Annotated in this window: 25 protein-coding genes; 13 read left to right on the top strand and 12 right to left on the bottom strand. The window is 66.5% G+C overall.

The window, feature by feature from the left end; genetic code table 11:
• Nucleotides 1-22: 22 nt before the first annotated feature.
• Both LK540_RS21105 and LK540_RS21100 read right to left on the bottom strand, forming a co-directional pair.
• Nucleotides 23-1,543, bottom strand: coding sequence for a Do family serine endopeptidase (locus LK540_RS21105; protein ID WP_229439292.1), 1,521 nt, complete (start codon nucleotides 1,541-1,543; stop codon nucleotides 23-25).
• Nucleotides 1,544-1,744: 201 nt separating this feature from the next.
• The gene (locus LK540_RS21100; RefSeq protein WP_229439291.1) at nucleotides 1,745-2,209 is read right to left on the bottom strand and encodes an Hsp20 family protein; all 465 of its coding nucleotides are present in this window, start codon (nucleotides 2,207-2,209) and stop codon (nucleotides 1,745-1,747) included.
• Nucleotides 2,210-2,436: 227 nt separating this feature from the next.
• On the opposite strand from LK540_RS21100, the gene LK540_RS21095 reads away from it, so the two are divergent.
• Nucleotides 2,437-4,350 (top strand): M61 family metallopeptidase, encoded by a 1,914-nt coding sequence (locus tag LK540_RS21095; protein ID WP_229439290.1) that lies wholly within the window; start codon nucleotides 2,437-2,439, stop codon nucleotides 4,348-4,350.
• Nucleotides 4,351-4,376: 26 nt separating this feature from the next.
• Nucleotides 4,377-4,727 (top strand): hypothetical protein, encoded by a 351-nt coding sequence (locus LK540_RS21090; RefSeq protein WP_229439289.1) that lies wholly within the window; start codon nucleotides 4,377-4,379, stop codon nucleotides 4,725-4,727.
• A 406-nt stretch (nucleotides 4,728-5,133) separates the two neighbouring features.
• On the opposite strand, the gene LK540_RS21085 is transcribed toward LK540_RS21090, so the two are convergent.
• Together LK540_RS21085 and LK540_RS21080 are read right to left on the bottom strand one after the other, a co-directional pair.
• Nucleotides 5,134-5,535, bottom strand: coding sequence for a hypothetical protein (locus LK540_RS21085; protein WP_229439288.1), 402 nt, complete (start codon nucleotides 5,533-5,535; stop codon nucleotides 5,134-5,136).
• A gap of 155 nt (nucleotides 5,536-5,690) precedes the next feature.
• Nucleotides 5,691-6,536, bottom strand: coding sequence for an alpha/beta hydrolase family protein (locus LK540_RS21080; protein WP_374041381.1), 846 nt, complete (start codon nucleotides 6,534-6,536; stop codon nucleotides 5,691-5,693).
• A 47-nt stretch (nucleotides 6,537-6,583) separates the two neighbouring features.
• Here LK540_RS21080 and LK540_RS21075 point away from each other — a divergent pair, with 47 nt between their 5' ends.
• The 4 genes from LK540_RS21075 to arsH are packed head-to-tail and all read left to right on the top strand — an operon-like array spanning nucleotide 6,584 to nucleotide 9,458.
• The gene (locus tag LK540_RS21075) at nucleotides 6,584-6,928 is read left to right on the top strand and encodes a helix-turn-helix transcriptional regulator (protein WP_229439287.1); all 345 of its coding nucleotides are present in this window, start codon (nucleotides 6,584-6,586) and stop codon (nucleotides 6,926-6,928) included.
• Nucleotides 6,929-6,945: 17 nt separating this feature from the next.
• Nucleotides 6,946-7,425, top strand: a complete 480-nt coding sequence (locus LK540_RS21070) for an arsenate reductase ArsC (protein WP_229439286.1) — start codon at nucleotides 6,946-6,948, stop codon at nucleotides 7,423-7,425.
• Nucleotides 7,426-7,447: 22 nt separating this feature from the next.
• Nucleotides 7,448-8,728, top strand: coding sequence for an arsenic transporter (locus tag LK540_RS21065; RefSeq protein ID WP_229439285.1), 1,281 nt, complete (start codon nucleotides 7,448-7,450; stop codon nucleotides 8,726-8,728).
• A 13-nt stretch (nucleotides 8,729-8,741) separates the two neighbouring features.
• A complete protein-coding gene (gene arsH / locus LK540_RS21060) occupies nucleotides 8,742-9,458 on the top strand; it encodes an arsenical resistance protein ArsH (protein WP_229439284.1) in 717 nt (238 codons plus the stop codon).
• Between the two features lie 9 nt (nucleotides 9,459-9,467).
• On the opposite strand, the gene LK540_RS21055 is transcribed toward arsH, so the two are convergent.
• The gene (locus tag LK540_RS21055) at nucleotides 9,468-10,262 is read right to left on the bottom strand and encodes a serine hydrolase (RefSeq protein WP_374041380.1); all 795 of its coding nucleotides are present in this window, start codon (nucleotides 10,260-10,262) and stop codon (nucleotides 9,468-9,470) included.
• A gap of 564 nt (nucleotides 10,263-10,826) precedes the next feature.
• On the opposite strand from LK540_RS21055, the gene LK540_RS21050 reads away from it, so the two are divergent.
• On the top strand, nucleotides 10,827-11,489 hold the full coding sequence (locus LK540_RS21050; RefSeq protein ID WP_229439282.1) for a response regulator transcription factor: 663 nt from the start codon (nucleotides 10,827-10,829) through the stop codon (nucleotides 11,487-11,489).
• Nucleotides 11,465-12,811 carry an ATP-binding protein gene (locus tag LK540_RS21045; RefSeq protein WP_229439281.1) on the top strand — a complete coding sequence of 449 codons (1,347 nt, stop codon included), beginning with the start codon at nucleotides 11,465-11,467 and terminating at the stop codon, nucleotides 12,809-12,811. Before LK540_RS21050 ends, LK540_RS21045 begins: the two co-directional genes overlap by 25 nt.
• 56 nt (nucleotides 12,812-12,867) lie before the next feature.
• On the opposite strand, the gene LK540_RS21040 is transcribed toward LK540_RS21045, so the two are convergent.
• Complete coding sequence (locus LK540_RS21040) at nucleotides 12,868-14,349, bottom strand: DNA polymerase Y family protein (protein ID WP_229439280.1); 1,482 nt, start codon at nucleotides 14,347-14,349, stop codon at nucleotides 12,868-12,870.
• On the bottom strand, nucleotides 14,279-14,986 hold the full coding sequence (gene imuA, locus LK540_RS21035; protein WP_229439279.1) for a translesion DNA synthesis-associated protein ImuA: 708 nt from the start codon (nucleotides 14,984-14,986) through the stop codon (nucleotides 14,279-14,281). The genes LK540_RS21040 and imuA overlap by 71 nt, the downstream gene beginning before the upstream one ends.
• Nucleotides 14,987-15,234: 248 nt before the next feature.
• Here imuA and LK540_RS21030 point away from each other — a divergent pair, with 248 nt between their 5' ends.
• Entirely contained in the window at nucleotides 15,235-16,476 is a 1,242-nt protein-coding gene (locus LK540_RS21030; RefSeq protein ID WP_229439278.1) for a putative Na+/H+ antiporter, read from the top strand.
• 9 nt (nucleotides 16,477-16,485) lie between these two features.
• On the top strand, nucleotides 16,486-16,908 hold the full coding sequence (locus LK540_RS21025) for a DUF86 domain-containing protein (RefSeq protein WP_229439277.1): 423 nt from the start codon (nucleotides 16,486-16,488) through the stop codon (nucleotides 16,906-16,908).
• Nucleotides 16,909-16,912: 4 nt separating this feature from the next.
• Here the strand turns inward: LK540_RS21025 and LK540_RS21020 are convergent, their stop codons facing one another.
• From LK540_RS21020 to LK540_RS21005, 5 genes are all read right to left on the bottom strand, one after another.
• Complete coding sequence (locus tag LK540_RS21020) at nucleotides 16,913-17,251, bottom strand: hypothetical protein (RefSeq protein ID WP_229439276.1); 339 nt, start codon at nucleotides 17,249-17,251, stop codon at nucleotides 16,913-16,915.
• A gap of 157 nt (nucleotides 17,252-17,408) precedes the next feature.
• Nucleotides 17,409-18,881 carry a TIGR01777 family oxidoreductase gene (locus LK540_RS21015; RefSeq protein WP_229439275.1) on the bottom strand — a complete coding sequence of 491 codons (1,473 nt, stop codon included), beginning with the start codon at nucleotides 18,879-18,881 and terminating at the stop codon, nucleotides 17,409-17,411.
• On the bottom strand, nucleotides 18,878-19,324 hold the full coding sequence (locus tag LK540_RS25360) for a cell division protein (RefSeq protein WP_307729196.1): 447 nt from the start codon (nucleotides 19,322-19,324) through the stop codon (nucleotides 18,878-18,880). The genes LK540_RS21015 and LK540_RS25360 overlap by 4 nt, the downstream gene beginning before the upstream one ends.
• A 9-nt stretch (nucleotides 19,325-19,333) precedes the next feature.
• Entirely contained in the window at nucleotides 19,334-19,747 is a 414-nt protein-coding gene (locus LK540_RS25355) for a DUF393 domain-containing protein (RefSeq protein ID WP_307729195.1), read from the bottom strand.
• Entirely contained in the window at nucleotides 19,744-20,286 is a 543-nt protein-coding gene (locus tag LK540_RS21005; protein ID WP_229439274.1) for a GbsR/MarR family transcriptional regulator, read from the bottom strand. Before LK540_RS21005 ends, LK540_RS25355 begins: the two co-directional genes overlap by 4 nt.
• A gap of 204 nt (nucleotides 20,287-20,490) precedes the next feature.
• Between LK540_RS21005 and LK540_RS21000 the strand changes: the two genes are divergently transcribed.
• From LK540_RS21000 to LK540_RS20990, 3 genes are read left to right on the top strand one after another with little or no spacing between them, the layout of a single operon-like run.
• Nucleotides 20,491-21,078 carry a DUF2760 domain-containing protein gene (locus LK540_RS21000; protein ID WP_229439273.1) on the top strand — a complete coding sequence of 196 codons (588 nt, stop codon included), beginning with the start codon at nucleotides 20,491-20,493 and terminating at the stop codon, nucleotides 21,076-21,078.
• Entirely contained in the window at nucleotides 21,075-22,919 is a 1,845-nt protein-coding gene (locus LK540_RS20995; protein WP_229439272.1) for an Hsp70 family protein, read from the top strand. Before LK540_RS21000 ends, LK540_RS20995 begins: the two co-directional genes overlap by 4 nt.
• The gene (locus LK540_RS20990; protein ID WP_229439271.1) at nucleotides 22,916-25,756 is read left to right on the top strand and encodes an Hsp70 family protein; all 2,841 of its coding nucleotides are present in this window, start codon (nucleotides 22,916-22,918) and stop codon (nucleotides 25,754-25,756) included. Before LK540_RS20995 ends, LK540_RS20990 begins: the two co-directional genes overlap by 4 nt.
• Nucleotides 25,757-25,844: the final 88 nt, after the last annotated feature.

Here is a 25,844-nt window from a genome sequence, read left to right as displayed (position 1 = left end):
CCGGCTGCGCCAAGACGGCGTCTTAGCCAATCCGCACCGGAATGAAGATTCTTTCATTTCCGCGCTGGATCAGCAAGGCTACCGACTTGCTGGACTTGCCGACCACGTCGCGCACCTGGTCGACGCTGTTGACCGGCTTGCCGTTCACCGACAGCAGCACGTCGCCCGGCGCCACGCCGGCAATCGCGGCCGCGCCGCGCGCGTCTTCGATCACCAGGCCGGAGGCGATGCCGCTCTGGCGCCGTTCGATCGGCTCCAGCGGACGCAGCGCCAGGCCCAGCTTGGCGCCCTTGTCGGCTGCCGCCACTTCTTCGCGCTCGTCGGGCGCGGCCTTGTCGTCGGCATTCGCCAGCGTCGCGTTCAGGCGCACGATCTTGCCGTCGCGCCAGACGTCGAGCGCGACCTTGTCGCCCGGCTTGGCCACCGCCAGCGTGCCCGGCAGGTCGGCCGAAGCGATGATCGTCTGGCCGTTCACCTTGCGCACCACGTCGCCGGACTTCAGGCCGGCCTTTTCGGCGGCGCTGCCGCGTTCGACATTGGCCACCAGCGCACCTTCAGGCGAAGCCAGGTTGAAGGAATCGGCGAAGCTCTGGTCCACCTCCTGGATCGACACGCCCAGCTTGGCATGCTGCACCTTGCCGGTGGCGACGATCTGGTCCTTGATGCGCGCCGCGACGTCGATCGGGATCGCGAACGACAGGCCCTGGTAGCCGCCGGTCTGGCTATAGATCTGCGAGTTGATGCCGACGACTTCGCCGCGGGTATTGAGCAGCGGGCCGCCCGAGTTGCCGGGGTTGACGGCAACGTCGGTCTGGATGAACTGCACCTGGCTGTCGTTGCCCAGGCTGCGGCCGGTGGCGCTGACCACGCCGGCGGTGACGGTCGACTCCAGGCCGAACGGCGAGCCGATGGCCAGCACCCATTCGCCGGTCTGCAGCGCACGCGCGTTCCCCAGCGGGACGGTCGGCAGGCCCTTGGCGTCGATCTTCAGCACGGCCACGTCGGTGCGCGGGTCGGAGCCCAGCACCTTGGCGCGGAACTCGCGGCGGTCGGCCAGCTTGACCGTCACCTCGCTGGCGCCCTGCACCACGTGGGCATTTGTCAGGATGACGCCGTCCGGGCTTACGATGAAGCCCGATCCGGCGCCGAAAACGGGAGCGTCGCGTTGGGAACCGCCGCGCGGGTCCTGGAACTGACGGAAGAATTCATAGAACGGGTCGCCCGGGTTCATTTGCGGCATGCCGCGCGAGCTGGTCTTGGTGGTGCCCATGACGCGGATGTTCACGACAGCCTTGCCGTTCTGCTTGGCGATGGTGGTGAAGTCCGGCAGGGAGACCGTGGACGCGGGGGCGCCTGCCACGGCGGGCGGCGCCTGCACCGGAGCGGGCGCCGGGGCCGCTGCAACGGTTGCCGGGGCCTGGGCGGTGGCGTTGTTGTGGTTGACTGCAATCGCACCGACCGCCCCGCCAATAACGCCCGCCGCGCAGAGCGCCAGCGTGAGACGTTTTGCGGTGATGGCAGTGACTGCACCTTCGTTTTGCATGGACGTACTCCTGGATGAAAGGGTTGCCGATAACGGGTTATCGCACGGTGATTAGTTTCGCCGATCTGTCTTAGAACATGCTTAAAACTCAGCGTTATGTATGAGAAGGCCGGGCCGCCGCGGCGACGGACAAACCTGTCCGCTTCCGGACGTAAAAAAGGGCGCCCAACGGGCACCCTCTTTCGTTACTGCTCTACGCCCTTAGGCTGCCTGACGCTGTTCGATTTGCTGAACGTTGTCGATGGTGCCTGCCGCATCGCCGATCGCGATCTTGCGTGGCTTGAGTGCCTCGGGCACTTCGCGCACCAGTTCGATGGTGAGCATGCCGTTGTCGAACGAAGCGGTGGTGACCTTCACGTGGTTCGCCAGCTGGAAGCGCTGTTCGAAGTCGCGGGCGGCGATGCCACGGTGCAGGTAGGTACGCTGGGTCTCGTCCTTCTGCTTGCGGCCGGTCACGTGCAGCGAATCGCGCTCGGTGACGATTTCCACTTCGTTACGGTTGAAACCAGCCAGGGCCATCACGATACGGTACTGGTCTTCCGAGACCAGTTCGATGTTGTACGGCGGGTAGCTCGGCTGCGACTCGGCGCGTTGCTCGAGCAGGCTGGCCAGGCGGTCGAAACCAATGGCGGAACGGTACAGGGGAGTCAGGTCGAAAGTACGCATGATTAAATATCCTCGTTAAGTTAAGCGATAAGTTGACGGACCTCATCGTGAGCATCCGTTGGGACCAATCTAATGCCATCCCAATCGATTTTCAAGGGATACGAAATACGGATTTTTAAGCTATTTTGCAAATTTTATTTGCAATGATGTTTCGGAGTATTTCAATGCTTTCCGGCACAGGGTGCGTGCTACACTCGTCCGGTTTTGTCACCCGCACACATCACAAGATGACCGCTCACAGCCCGTTTTCCCTTGCCGCCAAATCGGCGTCCGCCCTCGCCCTCGCGCTCGCACTGGCCTTCCCGGCCCAAGCCGCCGTGCCGGCCCCAGTCGACCAGCCCTACCCCGGCACCATCGTCCTGAAGGTCGATGCGACCAACCTGTCGCAGCAGATCTTCCGCATGCGCATGACGGTGCCGGTGAAACCGGGCCCGATGACTTTCCTGTACCCGCAATGGCTGCCGGCGAACCACGGCCCGAGCGGTCCGCTGACCCAGCTGGCCGGCCTGAAGTTCAGCGCCAACGGCAAAGCCGTCGAATGGGCGCGCGACCCGGTCGAAGTCTTCGCCTTCCACGTCACCGTGCCGGAAGGCGCCACGACGCTGGACGTCGAATACCAGTTCCTGTCGCCGCTCGACCCGGGCCAGGGCCGCATCGTCATGACCGACGACATCATCGGCCTGCAGTGGCCATCGGTGACGCTCTACCCCGCCGGCTACGTGGCGCGCCGCATCACGGTGCAGCCGTCGCTCACGCTCCCGGCAGGCTGGCAGTACGGCACCGCGCTGGAGACGGCAACGCGCCAGGGCGACGAAGTCCAGTTCCAGCCGCACGACCTGGAAACCCTGATCGATTCGCCACTGTTCGCCGGCCGCCACTTCAAGCAGTTCGACCTCGACCCGGGCGCCAAGGTGCGCGTGTCGCTGAACGTGGTTGCCGACAACGCCGAGAGCCTGGAAGCCAAGCCGGAACAGATCGCCGCCCACCGCGCGATGGTCCAGCAATCGCTCAAGCTGTTCGGCTCGCACCATTACCAGCACTACGACTTCCTGCTGGCCCTGTCGGACGAATTCGGCGGCGTCGGCCGCGAGCACCACCAGTCGAGCGAGAACGGCGTGAAGCCGGGCTACTTCACCGACTGGGCGCGCAGCGAAGCAGGCCGCGATTTGCTGCCGCACGAGTACACCCACTCGTGGAACGGCAAGTTCCGCCGCCCGGCCGGCCAGGACGTCCCGAACTTCAACACGCCGCTGCAGAACAGCCTGCTGTGGGTGTACGAAGGCCAGACCCAGTACTGGGGCGGCATCCTCGCCGCGCGCTCGGGCCTGGTCTCGAAGGAAGCCGCACGCAACACGCTGGCCGCCACCGCCGCCCGCTACGACAACACCCAGGGCCGCGCCTGGCGCGCCATGCAGGACACGGTGAACGACCCGATCATCGCCGGCCGCCGCGCGCTCGCCTGGAGTAACTGGCAGCGCAGCGAAGACTACTACTCGGAAGGCGCGCTGATCTGGCTCGACGTCGACACCAAGATCCGCGAACTGTCCGGCGACAAGCGCTCGCTCGACGACTTCGCACGCGCCTTCTACGGCATCAACAACGGCAGCATGCTGCCGGCCTTCTACACCTTCGAAGACGTGGTCGCCGCGCTCGACAAGGTGCAGAAATTCGACTGGGCGCCCTTCCTGCGCACCCGCGTCGAAGGCCACGGCCCGGGCGCCCCGCTCGACGGCTTGCAGCGCGCCGGCTGGAAGCTGGTCTACACCGACACCCCGACCGACGCCATCAAGGCGAGCGAAGAACGCAGCAAGTCGGCCGACTTCAGCTATTCGTTGGGCTTCTCGGTGCGCGCCGATGGCGGCGTGAGCAACGTGATCTGGGATGGCGTGGGCTTCCGCGCCGGCCTGGCCGGCAACACGACGGTCGTGGCGGTGAACAACCGGGCCTACAAGGCGGAGGTGCTGAAGGCGGCGGTAAAGGCGGCCAAGGGCACGAAAGCGCCGATCGAGCTGCTGGTCCGCAAGGGCAACAACCTGCGCACCATCTCGCTCGACTACCACGACGGCCTGCGCTACCCGCGCCTGGAACGCATCCCGGGCACGCCGGACCGCCTGGACGCGATCTACAAGGCGCTGAAGTAATCCCGGGTCGGTGGTATGCTTCGGGCATGACTACCGACTCTTCAGACATCGAGTTGTCCGGGCCTTTCCAGGCCGCGGACAGCACCGGCCGTACCCACGACGTCAAGGCGATCCGCATTTTCGACGAGGGTTACGGGATCATCGACGTGTACGTGGACTTTGCCAAACCGCTCGACAGCGGCTTGTACAAGGACCGCGTGCTGGTTAAGAACATCATCGACCGCCTGCGTGCGCTCGGGTACAAGGGGCCTGACTTCGGACACAGCGATCCGGGGCTGCAGGAGCGCAAGCTGATCGTGCTCGAGGCGCCGGAAGAATTCACGGCGTTTGCCAAGGCGCGCGGCTGGAAGAACCTCGCCGAAGACTTCGACGAGTAAGCATTAGCCACTGGCGTCAACCGTACGGTGGGCACGCCGTGCCCACGCGGAAGCTGGCGCCATGTTGGCCGTGTTATACCGGCTCCGTTTTCATGTCGCGGTGCTTCCTGATGAGACTCCGCGGCGCATCAGCTATTCGCGCTCAAACGAGGCTAACTTACGCTGGCTTTCGCGTGGGCACGGGGTGCCCACCGTACGATTAGCATGTCGATCCGTCACGCCGCATTGATATGGCGCGCACCCCACGCCGCCATTATCCTGGCGACCTGCGAGTAATATCTTCTTTATCAAAAAAAACAACTATAGTTGAGGCATGTTCGAATGTCGGACAAGCCTCTGCTCGTCTGCTCTCAAAGCTTTCATTCAACTTGACTTTCCGAATCCCACAATTATATTAATTCCCAAGTCAACAACGCACTTCACTATCATTGCAGGCTACAAACTCTTGAATATCATCAATTACTAATGCAACCCACATACCGTGTGATTGTTGATTAAAAAACTTGCCTCTTACTTTAACGACGACGCCGTCGGCCAAATATCCATATTTGGACTCTGCCATACGAGCATCATCTCCGATTTTGGCACGATATTTGCCAATCTCCAAAGCAACCTTTTGATTATTTAAGTCCGAACCATCAAATGAAACATAATCCTCTGCTCTTGAAACGATAAAGCTTCTTGGTAAAGAGAATATATAGATCCCGATAACCTCAATGCGTTTCCCCTCATACCGTGCTGGTCGCGCGACCAGATCTTGCAGCAGCACCCGGGTCACATTGGAATCGTCATTGTCGTCTTTCGCCATACAGGGCATTGAAAGACCAGTCATCAAACTAGCAAGAAATATATAAAAGCAAACGCGCATTTAGTCGTTTTCCATGGATATAAATTCCAAGCCATCGCTTGAGCATATCATTTCATTTTTGCACGAGCGCAACCTTGGGTAAAAGCTAAGACCGGCTACACGCCATCGATATATCGCGCACTCCACGCCGCAATCATCCTGGCCACCTGCGCCGCATCTTCCCTTCCCGTCACCAGATGATCCATCCCGTCGAGCGACACGAAGCTCTTCGGAAACGCCGCTAGTTCGAAAATCCGCTGCCCATTCGCGATATCAACCGTATCGTCCTGCGGCGCATGCATCACCATCAGCGCCCGCCCCAGCCCTGCAATCCGATCCGTCAATTGGTGCTGCGTCGCATCCTCCACGAACTGCTGGCGAATCTGGAAATCGCGCCCCGCCAGCTTGACCCGCGCCTCGCCCAGCCGGGCCAGCGTATCCAGGTGCTCGGACAGCAGCTTGTCGACCACGTAATGCGGATCGCTCGGCGACGCGATCGTCACCGCGGCCTTCGATTCTGGAATGCGCTGCGCCGCCGCCAGTACCGCCGTGCCGCCCATGCTGTGCCCCACGAGTAATCGCGGCGCCTCGAAGCGCGTGCGCAGGAAGTCGGCGGCCGCGATCAGGTCGTCCACGTTCGAGGAAAAATTGGTGTCGGCAAAGTTGCCCGCGCTAGCGCCCAGGCCGGCGAAATCGAAGCGCAGCATCGCCACGCCGCGCTCGGCCAGGCCGTGGCAGATGCGGTTCGCCGCCAGCACATCCTTGCTGCAGGTGAAGCAGTGGGCGAAAACGCCGTAAGCGCGCGGGGCGCCGTTGGGCATGTCCAGCTTGGCCGAGAGCTTGCCGTGCGGCCCCTGGAAATCGACACGTTCAGTGAGCATGGTGTCCTTCTGTTGCGATGAAGGCACTACTCTGCACGGGATCGGCGAGGCGCGCAAGGCACGCTCCGGCTTGCCCTGCACGAAATTTCGACTATACTGGAAATGTCAAACTGAAAAATGGAGCAGAGATGGACAATGCGGATGCCATGGCGGCGCTGGCCGCCCTGGCGCAGGAATCGCGCCTGGCCGCCTTCCGCCTGCTGGTGCAGGCCGGGCCGGCCGGCCTGGCTGCAAGCAGGATCGCCCAGGCGCTGGCGCTGCCGGCTTCCTCGCTTTCCTTCCACCTGAAGGAACTGACCCACGCCGGGCTCGTCGTGCCGCGCCAGGAGGGCCGCTTCATCATCTATGCCGCGCAGTTCGATACGATGAACGCCCTGCTCGGCTTCCTCACCGAAAACTGCTGCGGCGGCGATCCCTGCACGCCAGGCAGCAGGCCCGCCTGTGCACCAGGCGCCGGTGCCTGCGATACCTGAATTTTTCGGAAGTACCGATGAACATCCTCTTTCTTTGCACCGGCAACTCTTGCCGTTCGCTGATTGGCGAAGCCGTCTTCAACCATCTCGCCCCAGCCGGCTGGCACGCCATCAGCGCCGGCAGCCAACCCACCGGCAAGCTGAACGAACGGGCGCTGGCCCTACTCGCCGGCAAGGGAATCGCCACCGACGGCTACTACAGCAAATCTTGGGACGCGCTGCCGGCCACGCCCGACATCGTGGTCACCGTCTGCGCCGGCGCCGCGGGCGAAGCATGCCCGGCCTACCTCGGTCCGGTCCTGCGCACGCACTGGGGCGTGGAAGACCCAAGCCATGTCGTCGGCAGCGAGGAGGACATCGCTGCCGCCTTCGAGCAGGCCTATGCAATCCTGCGCGCGCGCATCGAAGCTTTCCTTGCCCTCCCGCTGGACGAACTGGCGCAGGACCGCACCAGATTCAAAGCCGCGCTCGACCGCATCGGCGGCGTCGCGCCATGACCCGCATGCTTGAGAGCCTGCCGTGCTGATTGCCTCCCTCATCTTCCTGGTGACGCTCGTCCTCGTCATCTGGCAGCCGCGCGGGCTGGGCATTGGCTGGAGCGCCAGCGCGGGCGCCCTCGCCGCCCTGCTCAGCGGCGTCGTCCAGGCCGCCGACATCCCCGTGGTCTGGCACATCGTCTGGAACGCGACCGGCGCCTTTGTCGCCGTGATCGTCATCAGCCTGCTGCTCGACAAGGCCGGCTTCTTCGAGTGGGCGGCGCTGCACGTGGCGCGCTGGGGCGGCGGCAATGGCCGGCGCCTGTTCACGATGCTGGTGCTGCTCGGCGCCGCGGTCGCCGCGCTGTTCGCCAACGACGGCGCCGCACTGATCCTCACGCCCATCGTCATCGCCATGCTGGCCGCGCTGCGCTTCACGCCACGGGCGACGCTGGCTTTCGTGATGGCCGCCGGGTTCATCGCCGACACCGCCAGCCTGCCGCTGGTCGTGTCGAACCTGGTGAACATCGTCTCGGCCGACTACTTCGGCATTGGCTTCGCGCGCTATGCCGCGGTGATGGCGCCGGTCAACTTGGTATCGGTGGCCGCGACCCTGGCAGCGCTGCTCTGGTTCTTCGGCAAGGACATCCCGGCCGACTACGACCTGGCCCAGCTGAAACGCCCTGATCAGGCCATCCACGACCGCGCCACCTTCGTCGCCGGCTGGTGGGTCCTGGCGCTGCTGTTGATCGGTTTTTTCTGGCTCGACGAAGCCGGCGTCCCGATCAGCGCCGTGGCGGCGGGCGGCGCCGCGGTCCTGCTGGCGGTGGCGGCGCGCGGGCACCGCATCTCGACCTGGGCAGTGCTGCGCGGCGCGCCCTGGCAGGTGGTGGTGTTCTCGCTGGGGATGTACCTGGTGGTTTACGGCCTGCGCAACGCCGGGCTGACCGCCTGGCTCACCGCCCTGTTCGAGCGCTGCGCCGAACATGGCGTATGGGGCGCGGCGCTCGGTACCGGCTTCATCGTGGCCGTCCTGTCCTCGGTCATGAACAACATGCCGACCGTGCTGGTGGGTGCGCTGGCGATCGACGCCACATCGGCCCAAGGCGTGGTGCGCGAAGCCATGGTCTACGCCAACGTCATCGGCGCCGACCTGGGCCCGAAGCTGACGCCGATCGGCAGCCTGGCCACCCTGCTCTGGCTGCATGTACTGGCCAGCAAGGACATCCGCATCTCCTGGGGCTATTACTTCCGCGTCGGCATCGTGCTGACGCTGCCGATTCTCCTCCTGACCCTGGCCGCGCTGGCGCTGCGCCTGGGCTGAACGAAAGGAACACATGGACAAGCTTGCCGACCTCCCGAACATCCGGCCCGCACTGCTGGACCTGCCGACGCTGGACAAGCTGGCGCCCGTGGGCGACATGAACCACCCGCCGCGCATCCTGCTGCTGTACGGCTCGCTGCGCGAACGCTCGTTCAGCCGCTTCCTGACCGAGGAGGCGGCGCGCATTTTGACGCACTTCGGGGCCGAGGCAAGGATCTTCGACCCAATGGAATTGCCGATGGCGGGCAGCGTGCCGGAAACGCACCCGAAAGTGGCCGAGCTGCGCGAACTGTGCCTGTGGTCGGAAGGCCAGGTCTGGTGCAGCCCGGAGCGGCATGGCGCGGTGACGGCGGTGATGAAGAACCAGATCGACTGGATTCCGCTGGAAATGGGCGCGATCCGCCCGAGCCAGGGACGCACGCTGGCGGTGATGCAGGTGTGCGGTGGCTCGCAGTCGTTCAACGTGGTGAACACCCTGCGCCTGCTGGGTCGCTGGATGCGCATGTTCACGATCCCGAACCAGTCCTCGGTGCCGATGGCCTACAAGGAATTCGACGAGGCCGGGCGCATGCGGCCCTCGGCCTATTACGACCGCGTGGTGGACGTGATGGAAGAGCTGTTCAAGATGACGCTGCTGCTGCGCGGCCGCACGGACTACCTGACGGACCGCTACAGCGAGCGCAACGAGCGGGCGCAGAAGGCGATCGACCGGCAGATCGGCAGGCTGTAAAGCGCCGCGTCAGCGCCGCCAGGGATTGAAGGTGGTCAGCCAGGCACGCACCCGGTTGGCATCGGCCGCACGCGATAATTTTCCTTGGGAATTCAGGAAGACCATCACCGTCGCCCTGCCCTTGACCACCGCATGCAGCACCATGCAGCGGCCGGCCTCGGAGATATACCCCGTCTTTTGCAGGCGGATCTTCCAGCTGCGGCTTGCGGTGAGCCGGTTCGAGTTGCGGTAGACGGTCTGCTCGCGCGCCTGCCGGATCGTGAAGTGGCGGTCGGTCGAGTAGCGCCGGATCAATGGGTTCTTCTCGACGGCGACCACCAGCCTGGCCAGGTCCTCCGGGCTCGATACGTTGGCGCTCGACAGCCCGGTCGGTTCCACGTAGCGGGTGCTGCGCATGCCCAGCGCCCTGGCCTTGGCATTCATCGCCTCGACAAATTTCCCGGTCCCGCCAGGGTAGTTGCGCCCGAGCGCAGAGGCGGCGCGGTTTTCCGAACTCATCAGGGCAAGGTGCAACATGGACGAGCGCGACAGGCGGGTGCCCACGCGCAGGCGCGACGAGGAATACTTGAGGCGGTCGACGTCGGCCTGGGTGACGGTCAGCATTTCCTTCATGTCCTGCTTGGCTTCCAGCACGACCAGGGCCGTCATCAGCTTGGTCAGCGACGCGATCGGCATGACCGCGTGTGCGTTCTTCTGGTACAGGACCCGCTGCGTCTTCGGATCGAGCACCAGGACGGCGCTCGAGCGCAGGGCCGCCAGCTGGGCGTTGGCACGGTTGACCGTGGCCGCCTTCGGGTGACGCACCCGCTTCGCGGCTCTTGCCCTGGTTTTTGCTTTTGTTCTTGCTCTTGCCTTTGTTCTTGCTTTTGCTTTTGTCTTTGCCTTCGCTTTTGTTTTTGCCTGCGCCGTGGCGGAGGCATGGTTGCCGTTGGCGTGCACGGACGATGCGGAACCCAGCAGGAATGCCAGGGACAGGAAAACGAGGACCAGTATTTTCATCTTCGAAAGAGGCAGGCAAAGCCTCCGCCGCCCTCGATCGGACAGCGGAGCATACGAATCCGGCCATCGTAATGGCCGAGAATTAGCAAACACTTAGCGATGAGCAGGATCATCCGGTGCGCCGGCGCGGTGCCCAGCATCCTGCTGGATCATCAAGTACGCTAAGGCTTCGCTAAGTGTTTCCTCCTAACATGACGCGCTCGCACGAAGTCCGGCCGGGCAGGCGCCAGCGAACGCGGCCCCGTGCCGCCCGCTGGTAAGCTTGGCGGCGTAACACAGGAGAAAGCAAGACATGAAAGTAGCGACGACGGGCCTGGCCCCGGCAGGGCGCACGGCATGCGGTTGCCCGCCGCCCCGGGGAGCCGGCCGATGAGGGTGCTGCTGGTGGAGGACGACCCGATGATCGGCAGCGTGGTCCAGCATGCGCTGCGCGACGCCAGCTATGCGGCCGACTGGGTGATCGACGGCGAGGCCGCGCTGACGGCGCTGCGTACCCTGGAGTACGGACTGGTCCTGCTCGACCTGAACCTGCCCCGCATCGACGGCATGGCCGTGCTGCGCTCATTGCGCCAGGCGCGCAACGACGTGCCGGTGCTGGTGCTGACGGCGCGCGAGGCTACCAAAGACCGCGTGGCCGGCCTCGATGGCGGGGCCGACGACTACCTGGTCAAGCCGTTCGCGATGAGCGAGCTGCTGGCGCGCATGCGCGCCCTGACCCGCCGCAAGGAGGGCAGCGCCAGTCCAGTGCTCGGGAACGGCATCGTCGCCCTCGACCCTGCAACCCACGAGGCGCGCACCGCGACGGCGGCGGTGCGCCTGACCGCGCGCGAATTTCCCCTGCTGCAGGCGCTGCTGGTGCGCCCGGGTGCCATCCTGTCGCGTGCGGAGCTGGAGCACCGCGTCTACGGCTGGGACGAGGAAGTCGAGAGCAATGCGATCGAATTCCTGATCCACTCGCTGCGCAAGAAACTGGGCAGCGAGATCATCAAGAATGTACGGGGCGTCGGATGGATGGTCGCGAAGGGCCGGTAGCGGCATCGCTGCGTTTCAGGCTGTCGCTGTGGATCTCGACGGCGATCCTGCTCGGCGCCGCCGTGGCCGGCCTGTATTCGTACGTCGACGCCACCAGCGATGCCCACCATGACCAGGACACGCAACTGCGCCAGGTCGGCTACCTGATCAGCAGGCTCGATGCCGTACCGACCTCGCCGATGGCGCGCGAACGGGTCGGCGACGTCGACTTCGATGCGCGCCTGGTCGTGCGCTTCATCGACGCACCCGGCGTGCCCGTGCCGAAACCGGAACGGCCGCCGCATTTTTCGCCTGCCCTGCCCGACGGCCTGCAGACCGTGACCAGCGGCAGCGAGACCTGGCGCGTCTTCATCCGCACCAACGCCAGGGGCGTGCGCGTGGCGGTGGCGCAGCAGACCGCCGTGCGCGACGCGGCGGCGCGCGCCAACGCCCTGCGCGCGGTGACGCCGGTTTTGTTCCTCGGGCCGCTGCTGGTGCTGATGGTGACGCTGCTGGTGCGCACCATGTTCCAGCCGCTGCAAAAGCTTGCCGCGCAATTGCGCGAACGTCCGGAACACGACCTCGGGGAACTCGACCGGGCCGCACTGCCGTCGGAGGTCTGGCCTTTCGTGGCCGAGATCAACAAGCTGATCGGCCGCACGGTGCGCGCGCTGTCGCTGCAGCGGCGCTTCATCGCCGACGCCGCGCACGAGCTGCGCTCGCCCATGACCGCCCTGTCGCTGCAGGCGGAACGGCTGGCGGCCAGCGACATGCAGGGCGAAGCGCGGGAACGGCTGGGCGCCCTGTCGGCGGGCCTGGCGCGCACCCGTATCCTGCTCGACCAATTGCTGACGCTGGCGCGCACCCAGGAGTCGGGCAATGGCCGGCTGGCGCAGGTGCCCTTGAAAAAGACCATCCAGGAATGCCTCGAGGACTTGGTGCCGCTGGCCGAAGCCAGGGCGATCGACCTGGGCGTGGTGGGCGATGCCGACCCGACTGTCGCCGGGTACGCCGTGGATATCGCCATCCTCGTGAAAAACCTGGTCGACAACGCCATCCGGTATACGCCCGAAGGCGGGCGCATCGACATCAGCGTGACCGAGGCCGGCGGCTGCGTCGTGCTCGACATCGACGACACGGGCATCGGCATTCCCGAAGAAGAACGGGAGCGCGTGTTCGATCCCTTCTACCGCGTGCTCGGCAACGGCGCGATCGGCTCCGGCCTTGGCCTGGCCATCACGGCCTCGATCGCGCACCAGGCCGGCGCCGCCATTGCGCTGCTGGACAGGCCCGACGGCATGCGCGGCCTGCGTGCGCGCGTGACGTTTCCGGCGGCGCGCTGAGCATGTCCTGCCTCGCGGCTGCGACGGCAAGGCCATGGCGCCGCCCGGGCTGCCGGTCAGCCGAACAACCCATGCAAGTACCACCTCGGCGCCTCATCCTCACCTGACCCGACAATCCGCTCGCGGTACACCCAGTACAGCGTGTGATCCTGCCCCTCCGCGACAAAATAATCCCGCGTCTGCGTCTGGCTCCACCACCCCGCCTCGATCCGTTCCGCCACCGACGCCATCTTCAGAGGCGATCCATAGAACGGCCGGTGATTGCGCATCAAGAGCGCAATCGGCTTGGCCAGGATCCAGGTCGGCCGCGCCAGGCTTTCGACGTCCGGCGGCATCTGCGCCGAGCGCACCGTTTCGCGCACCTTTTCCTGCACCGGCACCCAGCTGTTGGCCACCTCGGGCCGGTAATCGGCCTGCGGTAGCGCTTGCAGCACATTGTCTGGCCCCAGGCGTGCGATCAGGAGTTCGAACATGCGCAGGCGGTCTTCCTCGCTGCCGCCCGGCTCGGGAAACAGTGACTCGTTCGGCGGCGCCATCGGCTGCACCTGGCTGGCGTCGAGCACCAGGGCAATCACCGGTGCTTCCAGGGTCAGCTTGGCCAGGCGCTCGCGCAGCAGGCGCACCAGGTGTTCGTCGTGCCAGGTGGGTTCGGCCAGCGCGATCTCGACCGGCGTGGGTGGGCGCGCCACCCGGCCCCGTTCATGCTCCAGCAGCAGCGTGATGCGCTCGACGGCCAGCTGGTGCGCGCACAGCCATCCCGTCAATTGCTGCACCAGGCGTTCGGCGCCCATCAAGCATTCCTCGGCATTTTCTAGGCGGTCGAAGAGTTCGATCTTCGCGTGGAAACTGGTGGGCGCCTCGACCCACTCGAACAATTCGGGCGCCATGCCGTAGGCGGCGTCGAGCATGTCGAGCAGCGCGCGGCCGCAGCGCCGCTGCAAACCCGGACGTGGCAAACGCCGCATGGCGCCCAGGCTGAAGCAGCCGATGCCTTCGAACCAGGTGGCGTAGGCACGCGCCGGCGGCGGCAGGCTGGCCGGCAGGTTATCCAACCGGCGCGTGAGCGACTCGATGCGCATGGCGCGGCCGGCGCGGCGCCGCGCCAGCATCCAGGCGCCGCGTGCGGTGGGTGCGCAGCTGAGCACGCCGGAATAGCCGAGCGCACGCAAACTGGCGCGCACGCGCCGGCACAGCGCGCGGATGCCGCCGAACAGGCGCAGGCTGGCGCCGATGTCGATCAGCAGGGTCGATTCCTCGGCCACCGCCACCAGCGGCGTGTACTGCAGCAGCGCCAGCGCCGCCGTGTTCAGCGCCTCGGCCTCGCGCTCGGGCGAGCGTACATGCAGGCGCGCTTCCGGCATCAGCATCAGCACTCCGCCGCGGCGCATGCCGGGTGCTACCCCGGCAGCGCGTGCCACCGGGGAAGCTGCCAGCACGCGCTCCTGCTCGAGCACGACGCTGCCGGCGTCATTGCACCAGTTCGGGCTGAAGACCTCGAGCGGTAACTGGTGCAGGTGCAGGCCGATCCACAAACGCATGTCGTTGAAGCAAAGTTGGGGTGAGTGGCAGGAACAGCGGCGCTTCGCGCTGCGGCCCCCGGCGTTTGACGAAGCCGACGTCGAGCCCGCCGGCGGCGGGCCGCAGCGACAGGCGCAATGGCGCCGGCGAGGAATCTTGCGCAGCGGCGAGCGGGCGCATCATGAAGAACAGGGTTTCGCCGCATTGCGCCGCCAGGTGCAGGCGGCGCAGGCTTTCGCCGCGCACGTGGTTGGCCCAGAACAGCAGCGCGCCGCAACTGCCGCTGCGCAGCACCTGCTCGGCGGCCCACAGCGCGTCGTTGCTGCGCGTGCTGCGCAGCCAGACCAGTTGCGAGGGCGGCAGGCCGAGCGCGGCCAGGGCCAGCGCCTGCGGCGGGTGCGGCGGCTGCAGCAGCACGATGCGGCGCGACGCAGCCGCGACCAGGGCCGGGCGCAGCAGGCGCATTTCGCCGATGCCGGGCTGCTGCAGGAGCAAGTCGACCAGGGTGCCGGTGGGCCAGCCGCCGCCCGGCAACTGCTTCGATAGCACCGGGTGCCCGGTGTCGACGCAGCGCGTATTCGCGCGGGCCAGCTGCGAGGCCAACCATAGCGAAGGATGCAATTCTTCCGGTGAAGTATTGTTTTGTAAGGAAGACATGATTACGGGTAATGCAAAAATACTGGATGGATATACAGTACTAGCTCGTTCAGCTTTTGGCAAGATGTGTATAGTCTGTCTATGTAGGATTTCACCTTGTTCCTGTGTACGCTCAAGCGGGCCACCTCTTTGCGGCCTAGCCAGGCAAGTTATCCGAGCCGCATCAAAAGATGAAATAATGGCGGTTTACCTATTAATCGCCTGACAATGACTACAGATCTCTTCCATTTACAACAGCAAGGGCAGCCATGACCACCATGCAGCTGGTCGGCGCCATCCTGTTCGCCTGCGCCCTCGTCCATACCTTTGCCGCCAAGGGCTTCGAGGTGCTGGCCCACCGCCACCCGCGCCATGCCGGGCTGTTCCATCTGCTGGGCGAAGTCGAGGTGGTGTTCGGTTTCTGGGCCATGGTCCTGATCGTGGCCATGGCCCTGATCGGCGGGCCGGGTGCGGCGGTGGACTATGCCGAGTCGCGCCAGTTCACCGAGCCGCTGTTCGTGTTCGTGGTGATGGTGATCGCCGCCTCGCGCCCCATCCTCGACGCCGTGCGCGCCTTGCTGCACACGCTGGCCCGGCTGGCGCCCGGCCGCAGCGAGGTCGCGCTGGCCTGGCTCGGCCTGGCCCTGGTGCCGCTGGCCGGTTCCCTGATCACCGAACCGGCCGCGATGACGCTGGCAGCGCTGATGCTCGCGCCCCAGGTGTTCCGCCCTGGCATACCGGAAGCGCTGAAGTACGGCGCGCTGGGCGTGCTGTTCGTGAACGTGTCGATCGGCGGCACCCTGACCTCGTATGCCGCGCCGCCGGTGCTGATGGTGGCGTCCACCTGGGGCTGGGACAGCGCCTACATGTTCCTGCACTTCGGCTGGCGCGCGGCCCTGGCCGTGCTGATCAACGCCACCGTCATCACCCTGCTGCTGCGCAAATACCTGGCGCCCGCCGCCGCGACGGGCGACGAGAAAACCGTGCCCCTGAAGGTGTCGGTCATCCACCTGGCCTTCCTGGCCGCGGTGGTGCTGCTGGCCCACCATCCGGTACTCTTCCTCGGCCTGTTCATGCTGTTCCTCGGCTTTACCCAGGCTTACCAGCGCCACCAGGACCCGTTGATCCTGAAGGAAGGCCTGCTGGTCGGCTTCTTCCTGGCCGGTCTGGTGGTGCTGGGCGGGATGCAGCAATGGTGGCTGCAGCCGGTCGTCTCCAGCCTGGGGCCGACCGCCCTGTTCTTCGGCGCGCTGGGCCTGACGGCGATTACCGACAATGCCGCCCTCACCTATCTCGGCTCGCTGATCGCGGGTCTGTCGGAACAGTCGCAATACATGCTGGTGGCGGGCGCGGTGGCCGGCGGCGGCCTGACCGTCATCGCCAACGCCCCGAACCCGGCCGGCGCGGCCCTGCTCAAGCATGGCTTTGCCGACGAATCCATCAACGCCCTCGGTTTGCTGGGTGGCGCGCTCGGGCCGACCGCTGTGGCAGCATTGCTTTTCCTGATCTAAGGAGCACCCATGGACGACACCGTATTGATCGGCAAGACCGGCACCATCGAACGCTGCTGCCGGCGCGCCCGCGAAGAGTACGAAAAGGACCCGACCACCTTTGTCGGCGACATCACGCGCCAGGACGCGGCCACGCTGAACGTGATCCGCGCCTGGGAAGCGGCGGTCGAGATGGGAGACTACGTGATCGGCGTGGCCGGCCTGGGCGACCCGCACGACGAGCGCGAGGTGATAACCCTGCTGGCCGAGCATGGCTGGATCGAGGCGGCGCTGGCCGAAGACCTGAAGCGTACCGGCGAATTCTGCCGCGCCGAGTGGGACCACCAGGCCGCGCCGCTGCCGGCGCTGGTCACCATCATCAAGCGCGGACTCGACGATTTCGGTGCCTACAGCCAGGCGCTGGTGGCGCGCGCCGGGGCGGCATCGGCTTAGGTTCTTAATCCGCGCTCGATGCCAGTGCCGCGTACCAGTCGGCATACGGCGTATTCGCGACCATGCGGCGGTTGAAGTCCGGCGCACCGTCGGTCCACCATACCGGCCCGCGTTCGCCCAGGGCGCGCTTGGCGGCATCGACTGCCGAGCGGGCCACGCGCTCCGCCTCGGTATCGCCCGCCTTCTTGGCGACGCCTACCTGGCGCCGTGCGCGCATCAATTGGTCGACCAGTTCCTGCCGTACCTCCGGCGCGAGGCCGGGATTGCTGGTGCGCCAGAGGCGGCCCGAGACCACGAAGTAGCGGCCGTCGGGCGTATGCGGGTAAGTTTGATGGGTTGGCATGGTTTGACTATACCGAATCCAAGCCGGGGTCAGGTCTGACATTCGGACACGAACTCTGCCTTGGCCTCGTTACCGGCACGTTTTGACATGTAATACCAGGCCAGGCATCCATGTACAGTCGAGCTTGTGTCCGAATGTCAGACCTGACCCCGGCTGTTCACTTCACGCTCTGCAAGGCTGCCGCGATGCCCGGATAACGGAAGACGAAACCTTCCCGCTGCAGGCGCTTCGGCGCCACGCGTTGCCCTTCCAGCAGCAAATCGGCCTGTTCGCCGAGCGCCAATCGCATCGGCCAGCCCGGCGTCGGCATCACGCAGGGACGATGCCAGATGCGCGCCGCCGCCTGGCTGAAGCCGAGTTGCGTCACGCACTCGGGGGCCGTGAAATTGCTCACGCCCATGCCAGGGGCCGCTCCGGCCTGCCCCACCGCCAGCCGCCAGCGGTGCGCCATGCCGCGCACCACGTCGTCGACGTGGATCCACGACAGCCATTGCTTACCGCTGGCCAGCCTGCCGCCCAATCCCAGCAGGATAGGCAGCAGCATCATCGGCAGCGCGCCGGCCATGCCGAGCACCAGGCCGAAGCGCATGCATTCCACCTGCGTGCCGTATTGCGCGGCGGCGCCTGCGGCCTGTTCCCATTCGCGGCACAAGTCCGACATGAACATCGCTTGCGGCGGTGCGCGCTCATCGAGTTCCGTGGCGTCGCCGGTGCGCTGGATGCCGTAGTAGCCGATGGCGGACGCCGACAGCATCAGAAAGGGCTTGTGTTCGGCGAGCGCGATCCAGTCGACCACCTGCCCGGTCAGGCCGATGCGACTGCGGCGCAAGGCTGCCTGGCGCTTCGCCGTCCAGCGCGGCCCCAGGATGCGGGCGCCGGCCAGGTTGATGACGACATCGACGCGGCATGCCGGTGACACCTCCTGCATCGAGGCGATGCAGCGCACCTTGCCGTCGAAAGTCCATGCAGCCTGCCTGGGCTGGCGGGTCAGGGCAATCACCTCGTGGCCGTCCTGCAGCAAGGCGCGCACCAGCTGGCGGCCGATGAAGCCGGTGGCGCCGGTCACCAGCACGGTGCGCTTCTTTTCATCGAAAGCGATCGGCGCCTCGGCCACGCCCTGCCCGCCAACGCGCCCAAGCCGCAACGCGGCCATGCCGTCGCGCAGGCCGGAGACGCCCACACCCACGCCGCACAGCGCCAGGAACACGCTGAGCCAGCCCTGCGGACTCCATACCAACGCCGTCGGCTCCGCATACCAGCCCGGAAAATTCATCGCCAGCAGCGTGATGAAGGCGCCGCCGTTGATCGCCAATACCGTGTGCGTCACGCGCTCGGTGGGCGGCAGCAGGCGGGTGCGGTCCTCGACCACGAAGTCCCACAGCGTGAGCACGATCTCCACCGCGAAGATGGCCAATAAGGCGACCGCAAACACGCCATGCCATTCCCAGTACGCGAGCCCGATGAACAGCAGCGCATAGATCAGGGCGCGTGTCGCATGGATGCCCAGCTCCAGCCGCGCGCCCGGCTTTTGCGGCAGGGCTTCGGTGAGCTCGTGGTGGTACAGCGTGTCGAAGGCGCCGAGGCAGCCTTGCGCCGCCATCAGCTGCAGCGCCAGCAAGTGGGTGTTCATGACGCCACCGCCGCCCGGTCGTGGCGCCACAGCCAGAACAGCGGCGGCAGCATCGCGACGAGCGCCGCGACATCGACCCAGACGTGCGCCCAGCAGGCGGCGCGCAGCGACACGATGATGTCCTGCGGCGCCCAGATCACGAGGCCGACCATCAGCCATAGCCACACCTGCGGCTGGCGCAGGCGGTCGGCCAGGTGGATCAGGGCGATCATCCACAAGGCCATCAATTGCACCGTCGGCCCGAACAGCGCGATCCACCAGGTTTGCAGGTCGCGCGCGCCGGCCGGCGCACCACCAGGCCAGAAGGCGGCTTCGATACTGCCGTGGTAGGCGTCGAATACCGGCGCCGCCGCCATCCACGGCAGCACGGCGCCCACCAGCACATGGGCAATCGACACCAGCAGCAGCCAGCGGATCAGCCATCCGCGTAAAGTCATGTTCATGCCGTGCTCCTAGTTGAGGAAGGGACTGCCGATGCCGCAGGTGTCGCCGTCGCAGCCCTGCGGAAGGCGGATGCCGAGGCGACGCGAAATCGCGTAGCGGTGCCGCGCGAACCAGCGGTACAGATTGGCCAGTAGCGGACGCAGGAAAGGAATGCGCAGGGGCCAAACCATCCAGCCGCGCCCCACCAGGGTATAGGCCGCCAGCATGCTGTCGATGCCCACCAGCACCCGGCCATCAAGCGTGCGCGCATGCAGTTCGCGGTTCAGCGCCGCCATGTCCGCACCGAGGAAGGCCGGGTCGAAGCCGGGCTGGGTGATGTCGACGAACGCCAGGTGCCCGGCCGTGTTCCACTTCCTCAGCTTCAGCATGGACTTCACGCAGAACGGGCAGCGGCCGTCGAAATACAGGGTGAGAGTGTTCATGCCGGCTCCTTATCGTTCGGCCCGAGGAAGCGCGCCACCTTGCCGCCCATCTTGATGAAGCGCTGCAGGGTCTGCGGCGACAGGTGCTGGTAGTCCTGGAAGGTGGTGCTCAGCATCTCCAGGAATTCGAGCACGGTCTGCATGCGCGCCAGCGTGGCGGCGTCGAGCTGCTCGTCCTGGGTGCCTTCGATGGCGCACTCGCGCAGCACGCTCAGGGTGGGGTCGATCTCGCGCCGCTTGCGCTCTTCCAGGATCACGCGGAAGATTTCCCACACATCCTGCAAGGCCACGAAGTGGTCGCGCCGGTCGCCCAGCACATGGGTCACGCGCACCAGCTTCCAGCTCTGCAGCTCCTTCAGGCTGTTGCTGACGTTCGAACGCGCCACGCCCAGCACCTCGACGATGTCGTCGGCCGGCAGCGGACGCTCGGCCAGGTAGAGCAGCGCATGGATCTGCGCCACGGTGCGGTTCACGCCCCAGCGGGTTCCCATCTCGCCCCAATGCAGGATGAACTTCTGTTCGGTCGGGCTGATATCCATGATTTTCTCTCTTTTCTGTTATGACAGAAATTAAAGAACAAACAGAAGATAAAGTCAACGCATTTTGGCAAGCGTGTAGGCCGCAGCCCCGGCAGGACTGAGGTGCACGCGTGCGCCACTCATGGTCGAACTGGTATCATTCGCGTTTTCCGGACCCCGGTGCTGTCCAACAGCGTCCCGTCCCTCACCTACAGAACACCAAGAATGAATACACCGACCCAACTGCCAGGCTTCTGGAGCCGGCTGTCGCTTGCCTTCGGCGCCTTCTTCAAGGCCGCCGGCGACGCCGAATTTGCCGCGCGCGTGCGCGATGACCAGCTTGGCCCCGTGGCCGCGCCCGCTCCTGCTCCAACCCCGGTCCCGACGCCTGCACCGGCGCCCGTCGCTCCGGCTCCAACGCCGCTGCGCGTGAACACGCCCGAATCGGCCCTGCAGCTCCTGACCCTGCTGCAGCGCGAAGCGCGCCTGATCGACTTCGCCAACGAAAACCTGGCCAGCTATGCCGACGCCGACATCGGCGCCGCCGCCCGCGTGGTGCACGAAGGCTGCGCCCGCGTACTGAAGGAACACTTCACCATCGCCCCGGTGCGCAGCGAAGCCGAAGGCGCACGCATCACGCTGGAAGAAGGCTTCGATGCCGCCAGCGTGCGCCTGACCGGCAACGTGGTCGGCAAGGCGCCGTTCAAGGGCACGCTGAGCCACCGCGGCTGGCGCGCCACGGATGTGCGCCTGCCGCAGCTGGCCAAGGAACACGACGCCAGCGTCATCGCCCCGGCCGAGGTGGAACTGTGAGCGCCCGTTACGCCATCGGTATCGACCTGGGCACGACGCACAGCGCCCTGTCCTACGTCGACCTGGAAGCGAGCGACGGCGAGCAGACCGCGCACGGCGTGCTGCCGATTCCGCAGCTGAGCGCACCGGGCACCGTGGAAGCGCTGCCGCTGCTGCCGTCCTTCCTCTACCTGCCGCATCCGGACGAACTGGCGCCGGGCGAACTGGCCCTGCCCTGGTCGACCGAAGGTGAAACGGCGGTCGCCGGCGAAATGGCGCGCAGCCGTGGCGCCACCACGCCGATCCGCCTGGTGTCGTCGGCCAAGAGCTGGCTGTGCCACCCTGGCGTGGACCGCCGCGCCGCCATCCTGCCGTCGGACGCGCCGGAAGAAGTCACGCGCGTCTCGCCTCTGGAAGCCTCGACCCGCTACCTGCAGCACCTGCGCCGCGCCTGGGACCACGCGCATCCGGAAGTGCCGTTCGACCAGCAGCAAGTTACGGTCACCATTCCCGCGTCGTTCGACCCGGGCGCGCGCGAACTGACGGCGGAAGCAGCACGCAACGCCGGCTACAGCTCGGCCACCCTGCTCGAAGAGCCGCAAGCGGCCCTGTACAGCTGGATCCAGGGCAGCAACGGCGCCTGGCGCAAGCAAGTCAAGGCCGGCGACATCGTGCTGGTGGTGGACGTCGGCGGCGGCACCAGCGACTTTTCGCTGATCGCCATCCTCGAACGCGACGGCAAGCTGGAGCCGCACCGCGTGGCCGTGGGCGACCACATCCTGCTCGGCGGCGACAACATGGACCTGGCGCTGGCGCACCTGGTGGCGCGTAAACTCGCCGCCAACGGCACGCAACTTGACGCCTGGCAGATGCGCGCCCTCACCTACGGCTGCCGCGGCGCCAAGGAACACCTGCTGGCCGACCCGAACGCCACCACCTGGCCGATCGTGGTGCCGAGCCGCGGCTCGAAACTCATCGGCGGCTCGATCCGCACCGAACTCACGCGCGAGGAAGTCACCGCCTTCATCACCGACGGTTTCTTCCCGCGCGTGGAAGCGTCTGCCCGCCCGGCCACGCGCACCCGCGCCGGCCTGACGCAGCTTGGCCTGCCCTACGCGCAGGATGCGGCGATCACCAAACACCTCAGCGCCTTCCTGGCGCGCCAGGCCGGCGCCACCGCCGAGCTGGAAGGCTTTGCAGGCCGCGTGTCGGCCGAACATTCCTTCCTGCATCCGAGCGCGGTGCTGTTCAACGGCGGCGTGTTCAAGTCAGGCATCCTGTCCCAGCGCGTGATGGACACCATCAACGACTGGCTCTACATGGAAGGCGCGGAACCGGCGCGCATGCTCGAAGGCGCCGACCTCGACCTGGCCGTCGCGCGTGGCGCGGCCTACTACAGCTACGCCCGCCGTGGCGGCGGCGTGCGTATCCGCGGCGGCACGGCGCGCTCGTACTACGTGGGCGTGGAGTCCTCGATGCCGGCGATTCCCGGCATGGAGCCGCCGATCCAGGCCCTGTGCGTGGCGCCTTTCGGCATGGAAGAAGGCGGCGAACTCGAACTGCCGGGCCAGGAATTCGGCCTGGTGGTGGGCGAGCCGGTGCACTTCCGCTTCTTCGGCTCGACCACGCGCCGGCAAGACCAGATCGGCGACGTGCTCGATTTCTGGGGTCCGGACGAGCTGCAGGAAATGAACGAGATCCAGGCCACCCTGCCGGCCGAGGGCCGTACGCCGGGCGACGTGGTGCAGGTGAAGCTGCACGCGCTGGCCACCGAGGCGGGCACGCTGGAACTGGCGGCACTGTCGCCGGAAGGCCAGCGCTGGAAAGTCGAGTTCGACGTTCGTAACACTGACAACCAGTGAAACCCTGGCTGGTCAGCATCGACCTCGGCACCACGAATACGGTGCTGGCTTATGCGGCGCCCGGTGCTGCAGAGGTCGAGCTTTTCCTGATTGACCAATTGGTGGCGCCGGGCGAAGTGACCGGCGCGCCGCTGCTGCCCTCGAACCGCTACCACCCGGCCGAAGGCGAACTGGCCGCCGGCGAACTACAACTGCCCTGGCTGCAGGACGACGTGGCCGGCGTGGCGCAAGTCGCCGTCGGACGCCTGGCGCGCCATCTCGGCGCCGCGACGCCGGGCCGGCTGGTGGCCAGCGCCAAGAGCTGGCTCTCGCATCCCGGCGTCGACCGCATGGCGGCCATCCTGCCCTGGGGCGCCGAGCCCGATGTACCCAAGGTCTCGCCGGTGGCCGCCAGCGCCAGCTACCTGGCCCACCTGCGCGCCAACTGGAATACCCGTTTCCCCTCCCAGCCGCTCGAACGGCAGGAACTGGTCCTCACCGTACCGGCCTCGTTCGACGAAGGCGCGCGTGCCCTCACGCTGGAAGCGGCCAGGCTGGCCGGCCTGCCGCAACTGCGCCTGCTGGAAGAACCGCAGGCGGCGCTGTACGACTGGCTGTACCGCCACCGTGCCACGCTGACGCAAGACCTGGCGCAGACGCGCCTGGTGCTGGTCGCCGACGTCGGCGGCGGCACCACCGACTTCAGCCTGGTCAAGGTCGAACTGGTCGAGGGCGAACCGGTCTTGAGCCGTATCGGCGTCGGCAACCACCTGATCCTCGGTGGCGACAACATGGACCTGGCGCTGGCCCATCTGGTCGAATCACGCATGAACGAAGCCGCCGGCGACAGCGCGCCGCGCGAACGCCTGAGCGCCGCGCGCCTGGCCCAACTGACCGAACGCTGCCGCGCCGCCAAGGAACAGTTGCTGGCGCCCGACGCGCCGGAAGTTGTGAGCGTGACCCTGCTCGGCTCCGGCTCGCGCCTGATCGGCGGCAGCCGCAAGGCCGATCTGCGCCGCGAAGACATCGAGCGCGTGGTGCTGGACGGCTTCTTCCCGCTCAACGTGGAGCAGGAAGGCGCACGGCGCGCGCGTGCCGGCATCGTCGAATTCGGCCTGCCGTATGCGAGCGATCCGGCTGTCACGCACCACCTGGCGGGCTTCCTGCGCCAGCACGCGGCGGCGGCGCGTGAAGCGCTCGGCCTGCCCGCGGACGACGACACCCTGCCCGTGCCGGACACCTTGCTGCTGAACGGCGGCGTGTTCCGTGGCGTGGCGCTGGCCAATCGCCTGAGCGAAGTGCTGGTACGCTGGCGCGGCGCCCCGCTCACCATCCTGCACAATGAGAATCCGGACGTGGCTGTCGCCCGTGGCGGCGTTGCCTATTCGCTGGCGCGCCAGGGCCAGGCCCCATCCATCGAAAGCGGCGCGGCGCGCAGCTACTACCTGCTGTTGGAAGGCGAACGCGCCAGCGGCGGCGCCCTGCGCGCGGTCTGCCTGCTGCCGCGCGGGACGCCTGCCGCCACCGAGGTACGCCTGATCGATCGCACGTTCGCGCTGCGCCTGGGGCGGCCGGTGCGCTTCCACCTGGTGTCGACGATTGCCGATGCCGGCCAGGCGCCGCAGCCGGGCGAACTGGTCGACCTGCCTGCAAATGACGTGGTACGCCTGCCGCCGATCGCCACCGTGCTGCGCGCCGCGCCCGGTGCGGCGGCCCTGAGCGACATTCCGGTGCAACTGGTGACGACGCTGAGCGAAGTCGGTTCGCTGGAAGTGCATTGCGTGGCCGCCGATGGCCAGCGCTGGCAATTGGCTTTCCAGTTGCGCGAGGCCGAAGGCGGCGACATCCTTGAAACGCCGGAAGAAGAAACGCTGCCGCCGCAACTGGGCGCTGCCATCGACAGGATCGACCGCATCTTCGGCACCCGCTCGAAACAGGTCGACCCAAAAGAGGTACGCCAGCTGCGCGCCAGCCTGGAACACCTGCTGGGCCGGCGCGAAGGCTGGGCCACGCCGCTGCTGCGCCGTTTGTTCGACGCGCTGATGGAACGCGCCAAGGGCCGCCGCAGGTCCGCCGAGCACGAACGCGCCTGGCTGAACCTGGCCGGCTACGCGCTGCGTCCCGGCTTCGGCCACCCGCTCGACGGCTGGCGCATTGAGCAGCTGTGGGCAATGTTCGAGCCTGGCGTGCAGTACCACAAGGACAGCCAGGTGCGCGCCGAATGGTGGACGCTGTGGCGTCGCGTGGCCGGCGGTCTCGACACCGACGCGCAGCTGCGTTTGCTCGACGACTTCGCCTTCAACCTGCAGGCCGATGCGTCGGAACGCGGCAAGCGGCCCATTACCCTGGTCGACGGCAGCGAAGAGGACATGCTGCGCCTGGGCGCCTCGCTGGAACGGATTCCGTCCGCATACAAGGCCGAGATCGGGAACTGGATGATGGAGCAGATCGAGGCCATTCCATCGAGCGGCGCGAAGCTGGATGCGAAGACGGCGGCCAGCTATACGCGCTATTTGTGGGCGCTGGGCCGGGTCGGTGCGCGCCAGTCCTTCCACGGCAGCGCGCACGAGGTGGCTCCAAGCGAGGCGGCCGAGGAATGGCTGGGCAAATTGCTGAAGCTGGACTGGAAGAAGGTCGAGCCGGCGGGCTTTGCCGCCACCCACATCGCGCGCATGACGGGCGACCGCTCGCGCGACGTGTCGGAGCCGGTGCGGCTTGAGGTACTGCGCCGTCTCGGGGCAACTGGCGCGCCCTCGTCATGGACCGCGATGGTGCGCGAGGTAGTAGAGCTGGACCAGGCCAGCGAGACGCGGATGCTGGGCGAGGCGCTGCCGCCGGGGCTGAAGCTGCTGCGCTAGCATGGCGGATCGTGGTGCGGCCTCCCGCCCGCACCGCGTCTGCGCAATATGCATGACCGATGGCACATGTGCGCCGTGTGCGGCTTTC

Source organism: Massilia sp. IC2-278 (assembly GCF_020708045.1).
Classification (GTDB): Bacteria; Pseudomonadota; Gammaproteobacteria; order Burkholderiales; family Burkholderiaceae_D; genus Telluria.
This window is presented reverse-complemented; position numbering and strand designations above follow the sequence as displayed.

Coding starts and splice junctions, on each gene's coding strand:
- LK540_RS21070 (WP_229439286.1), top strand. CDS start 6,946: ATGAACATCCTCTTTCTTTGCACCGGCAACTCTTGCCGTTCGCTGATT.
- LK540_RS21090 (WP_229439289.1), top strand. CDS start 4,377: ATGACTACCGACTCTTCAGACATCGAGTTGTCCGGGCCTTTCCAGGCC.
- LK540_RS21040 (WP_229439280.1), bottom strand. CDS start 14,349: ATGCGTTTGTGGATCGGCCTGCACCTGCACCAGTTACCGCTCGAGGTC.
- LK540_RS21000 (WP_229439273.1), top strand. CDS start 20,491: ATGAATACACCGACCCAACTGCCAGGCTTCTGGAGCCGGCTGTCGCTT.
- imuA (WP_229439279.1), bottom strand. CDS start 14,986: ATGTCTTCCTTACAAAACAATACTTCACCGGAAGAATTGCATCCTTCG.
- LK540_RS25360 (WP_307729196.1), bottom strand. CDS start 19,324: ATGAACATGACTTTACGCGGATGGCTGATCCGCTGGCTGCTGCTGGTG.
- LK540_RS21100 (WP_229439291.1), bottom strand. CDS start 2,209: ATGCGTACTTTCGACCTGACTCCCCTGTACCGTTCCGCCATTGGTTTC.
- LK540_RS21015 (WP_229439275.1), bottom strand. CDS start 18,881: ATGAACACCCACTTGCTGGCGCTGCAGCTGATGGCGGCGCAAGGCTGC.
- LK540_RS21095 (WP_229439290.1), top strand. CDS start 2,437: ATGACCGCTCACAGCCCGTTTTCCCTTGCCGCCAAATCGGCGTCCGCC.
- LK540_RS21030 (WP_229439278.1), top strand. CDS start 15,235: ATGACCACCATGCAGCTGGTCGGCGCCATCCTGTTCGCCTGCGCCCTC.
- LK540_RS25355 (WP_307729195.1), bottom strand. CDS start 19,747: ATGAACACTCTCACCCTGTATTTCGACGGCCGCTGCCCGTTCTGCGTG.
- LK540_RS21005 (WP_229439274.1), bottom strand. CDS start 20,286: ATGGATATCAGCCCGACCGAACAGAAGTTCATCCTGCATTGGGGCGAG.
- LK540_RS21020 (WP_229439276.1), bottom strand. CDS start 17,251: ATGCCAACCCATCAAACTTACCCGCATACGCCCGACGGCCGCTACTTC.
- LK540_RS21075 (WP_229439287.1), top strand. CDS start 6,584: ATGGACAATGCGGATGCCATGGCGGCGCTGGCCGCCCTGGCGCAGGAA.
- LK540_RS21045 (WP_229439281.1), top strand. CDS start 11,465: ATGGATGGTCGCGAAGGGCCGGTAGCGGCATCGCTGCGTTTCAGGCTG.
- arsH (WP_229439284.1), top strand. CDS start 8,742: ATGGACAAGCTTGCCGACCTCCCGAACATCCGGCCCGCACTGCTGGAC.
- LK540_RS21105 (WP_229439292.1), bottom strand. CDS start 1,543: ATGCAAAACGAAGGTGCAGTCACTGCCATCACCGCAAAACGTCTCACG.
- LK540_RS21050 (WP_229439282.1), top strand. CDS start 10,827: ATGAGGGTGCTGCTGGTGGAGGACGACCCGATGATCGGCAGCGTGGTC.
- LK540_RS21025 (WP_229439277.1), top strand. CDS start 16,486: ATGGACGACACCGTATTGATCGGCAAGACCGGCACCATCGAACGCTGC.
- LK540_RS21085 (WP_229439288.1), bottom strand. CDS start 5,535: ATGGCGAAAGACGACAATGACGATTCCAATGTGACCCGGGTGCTGCTG.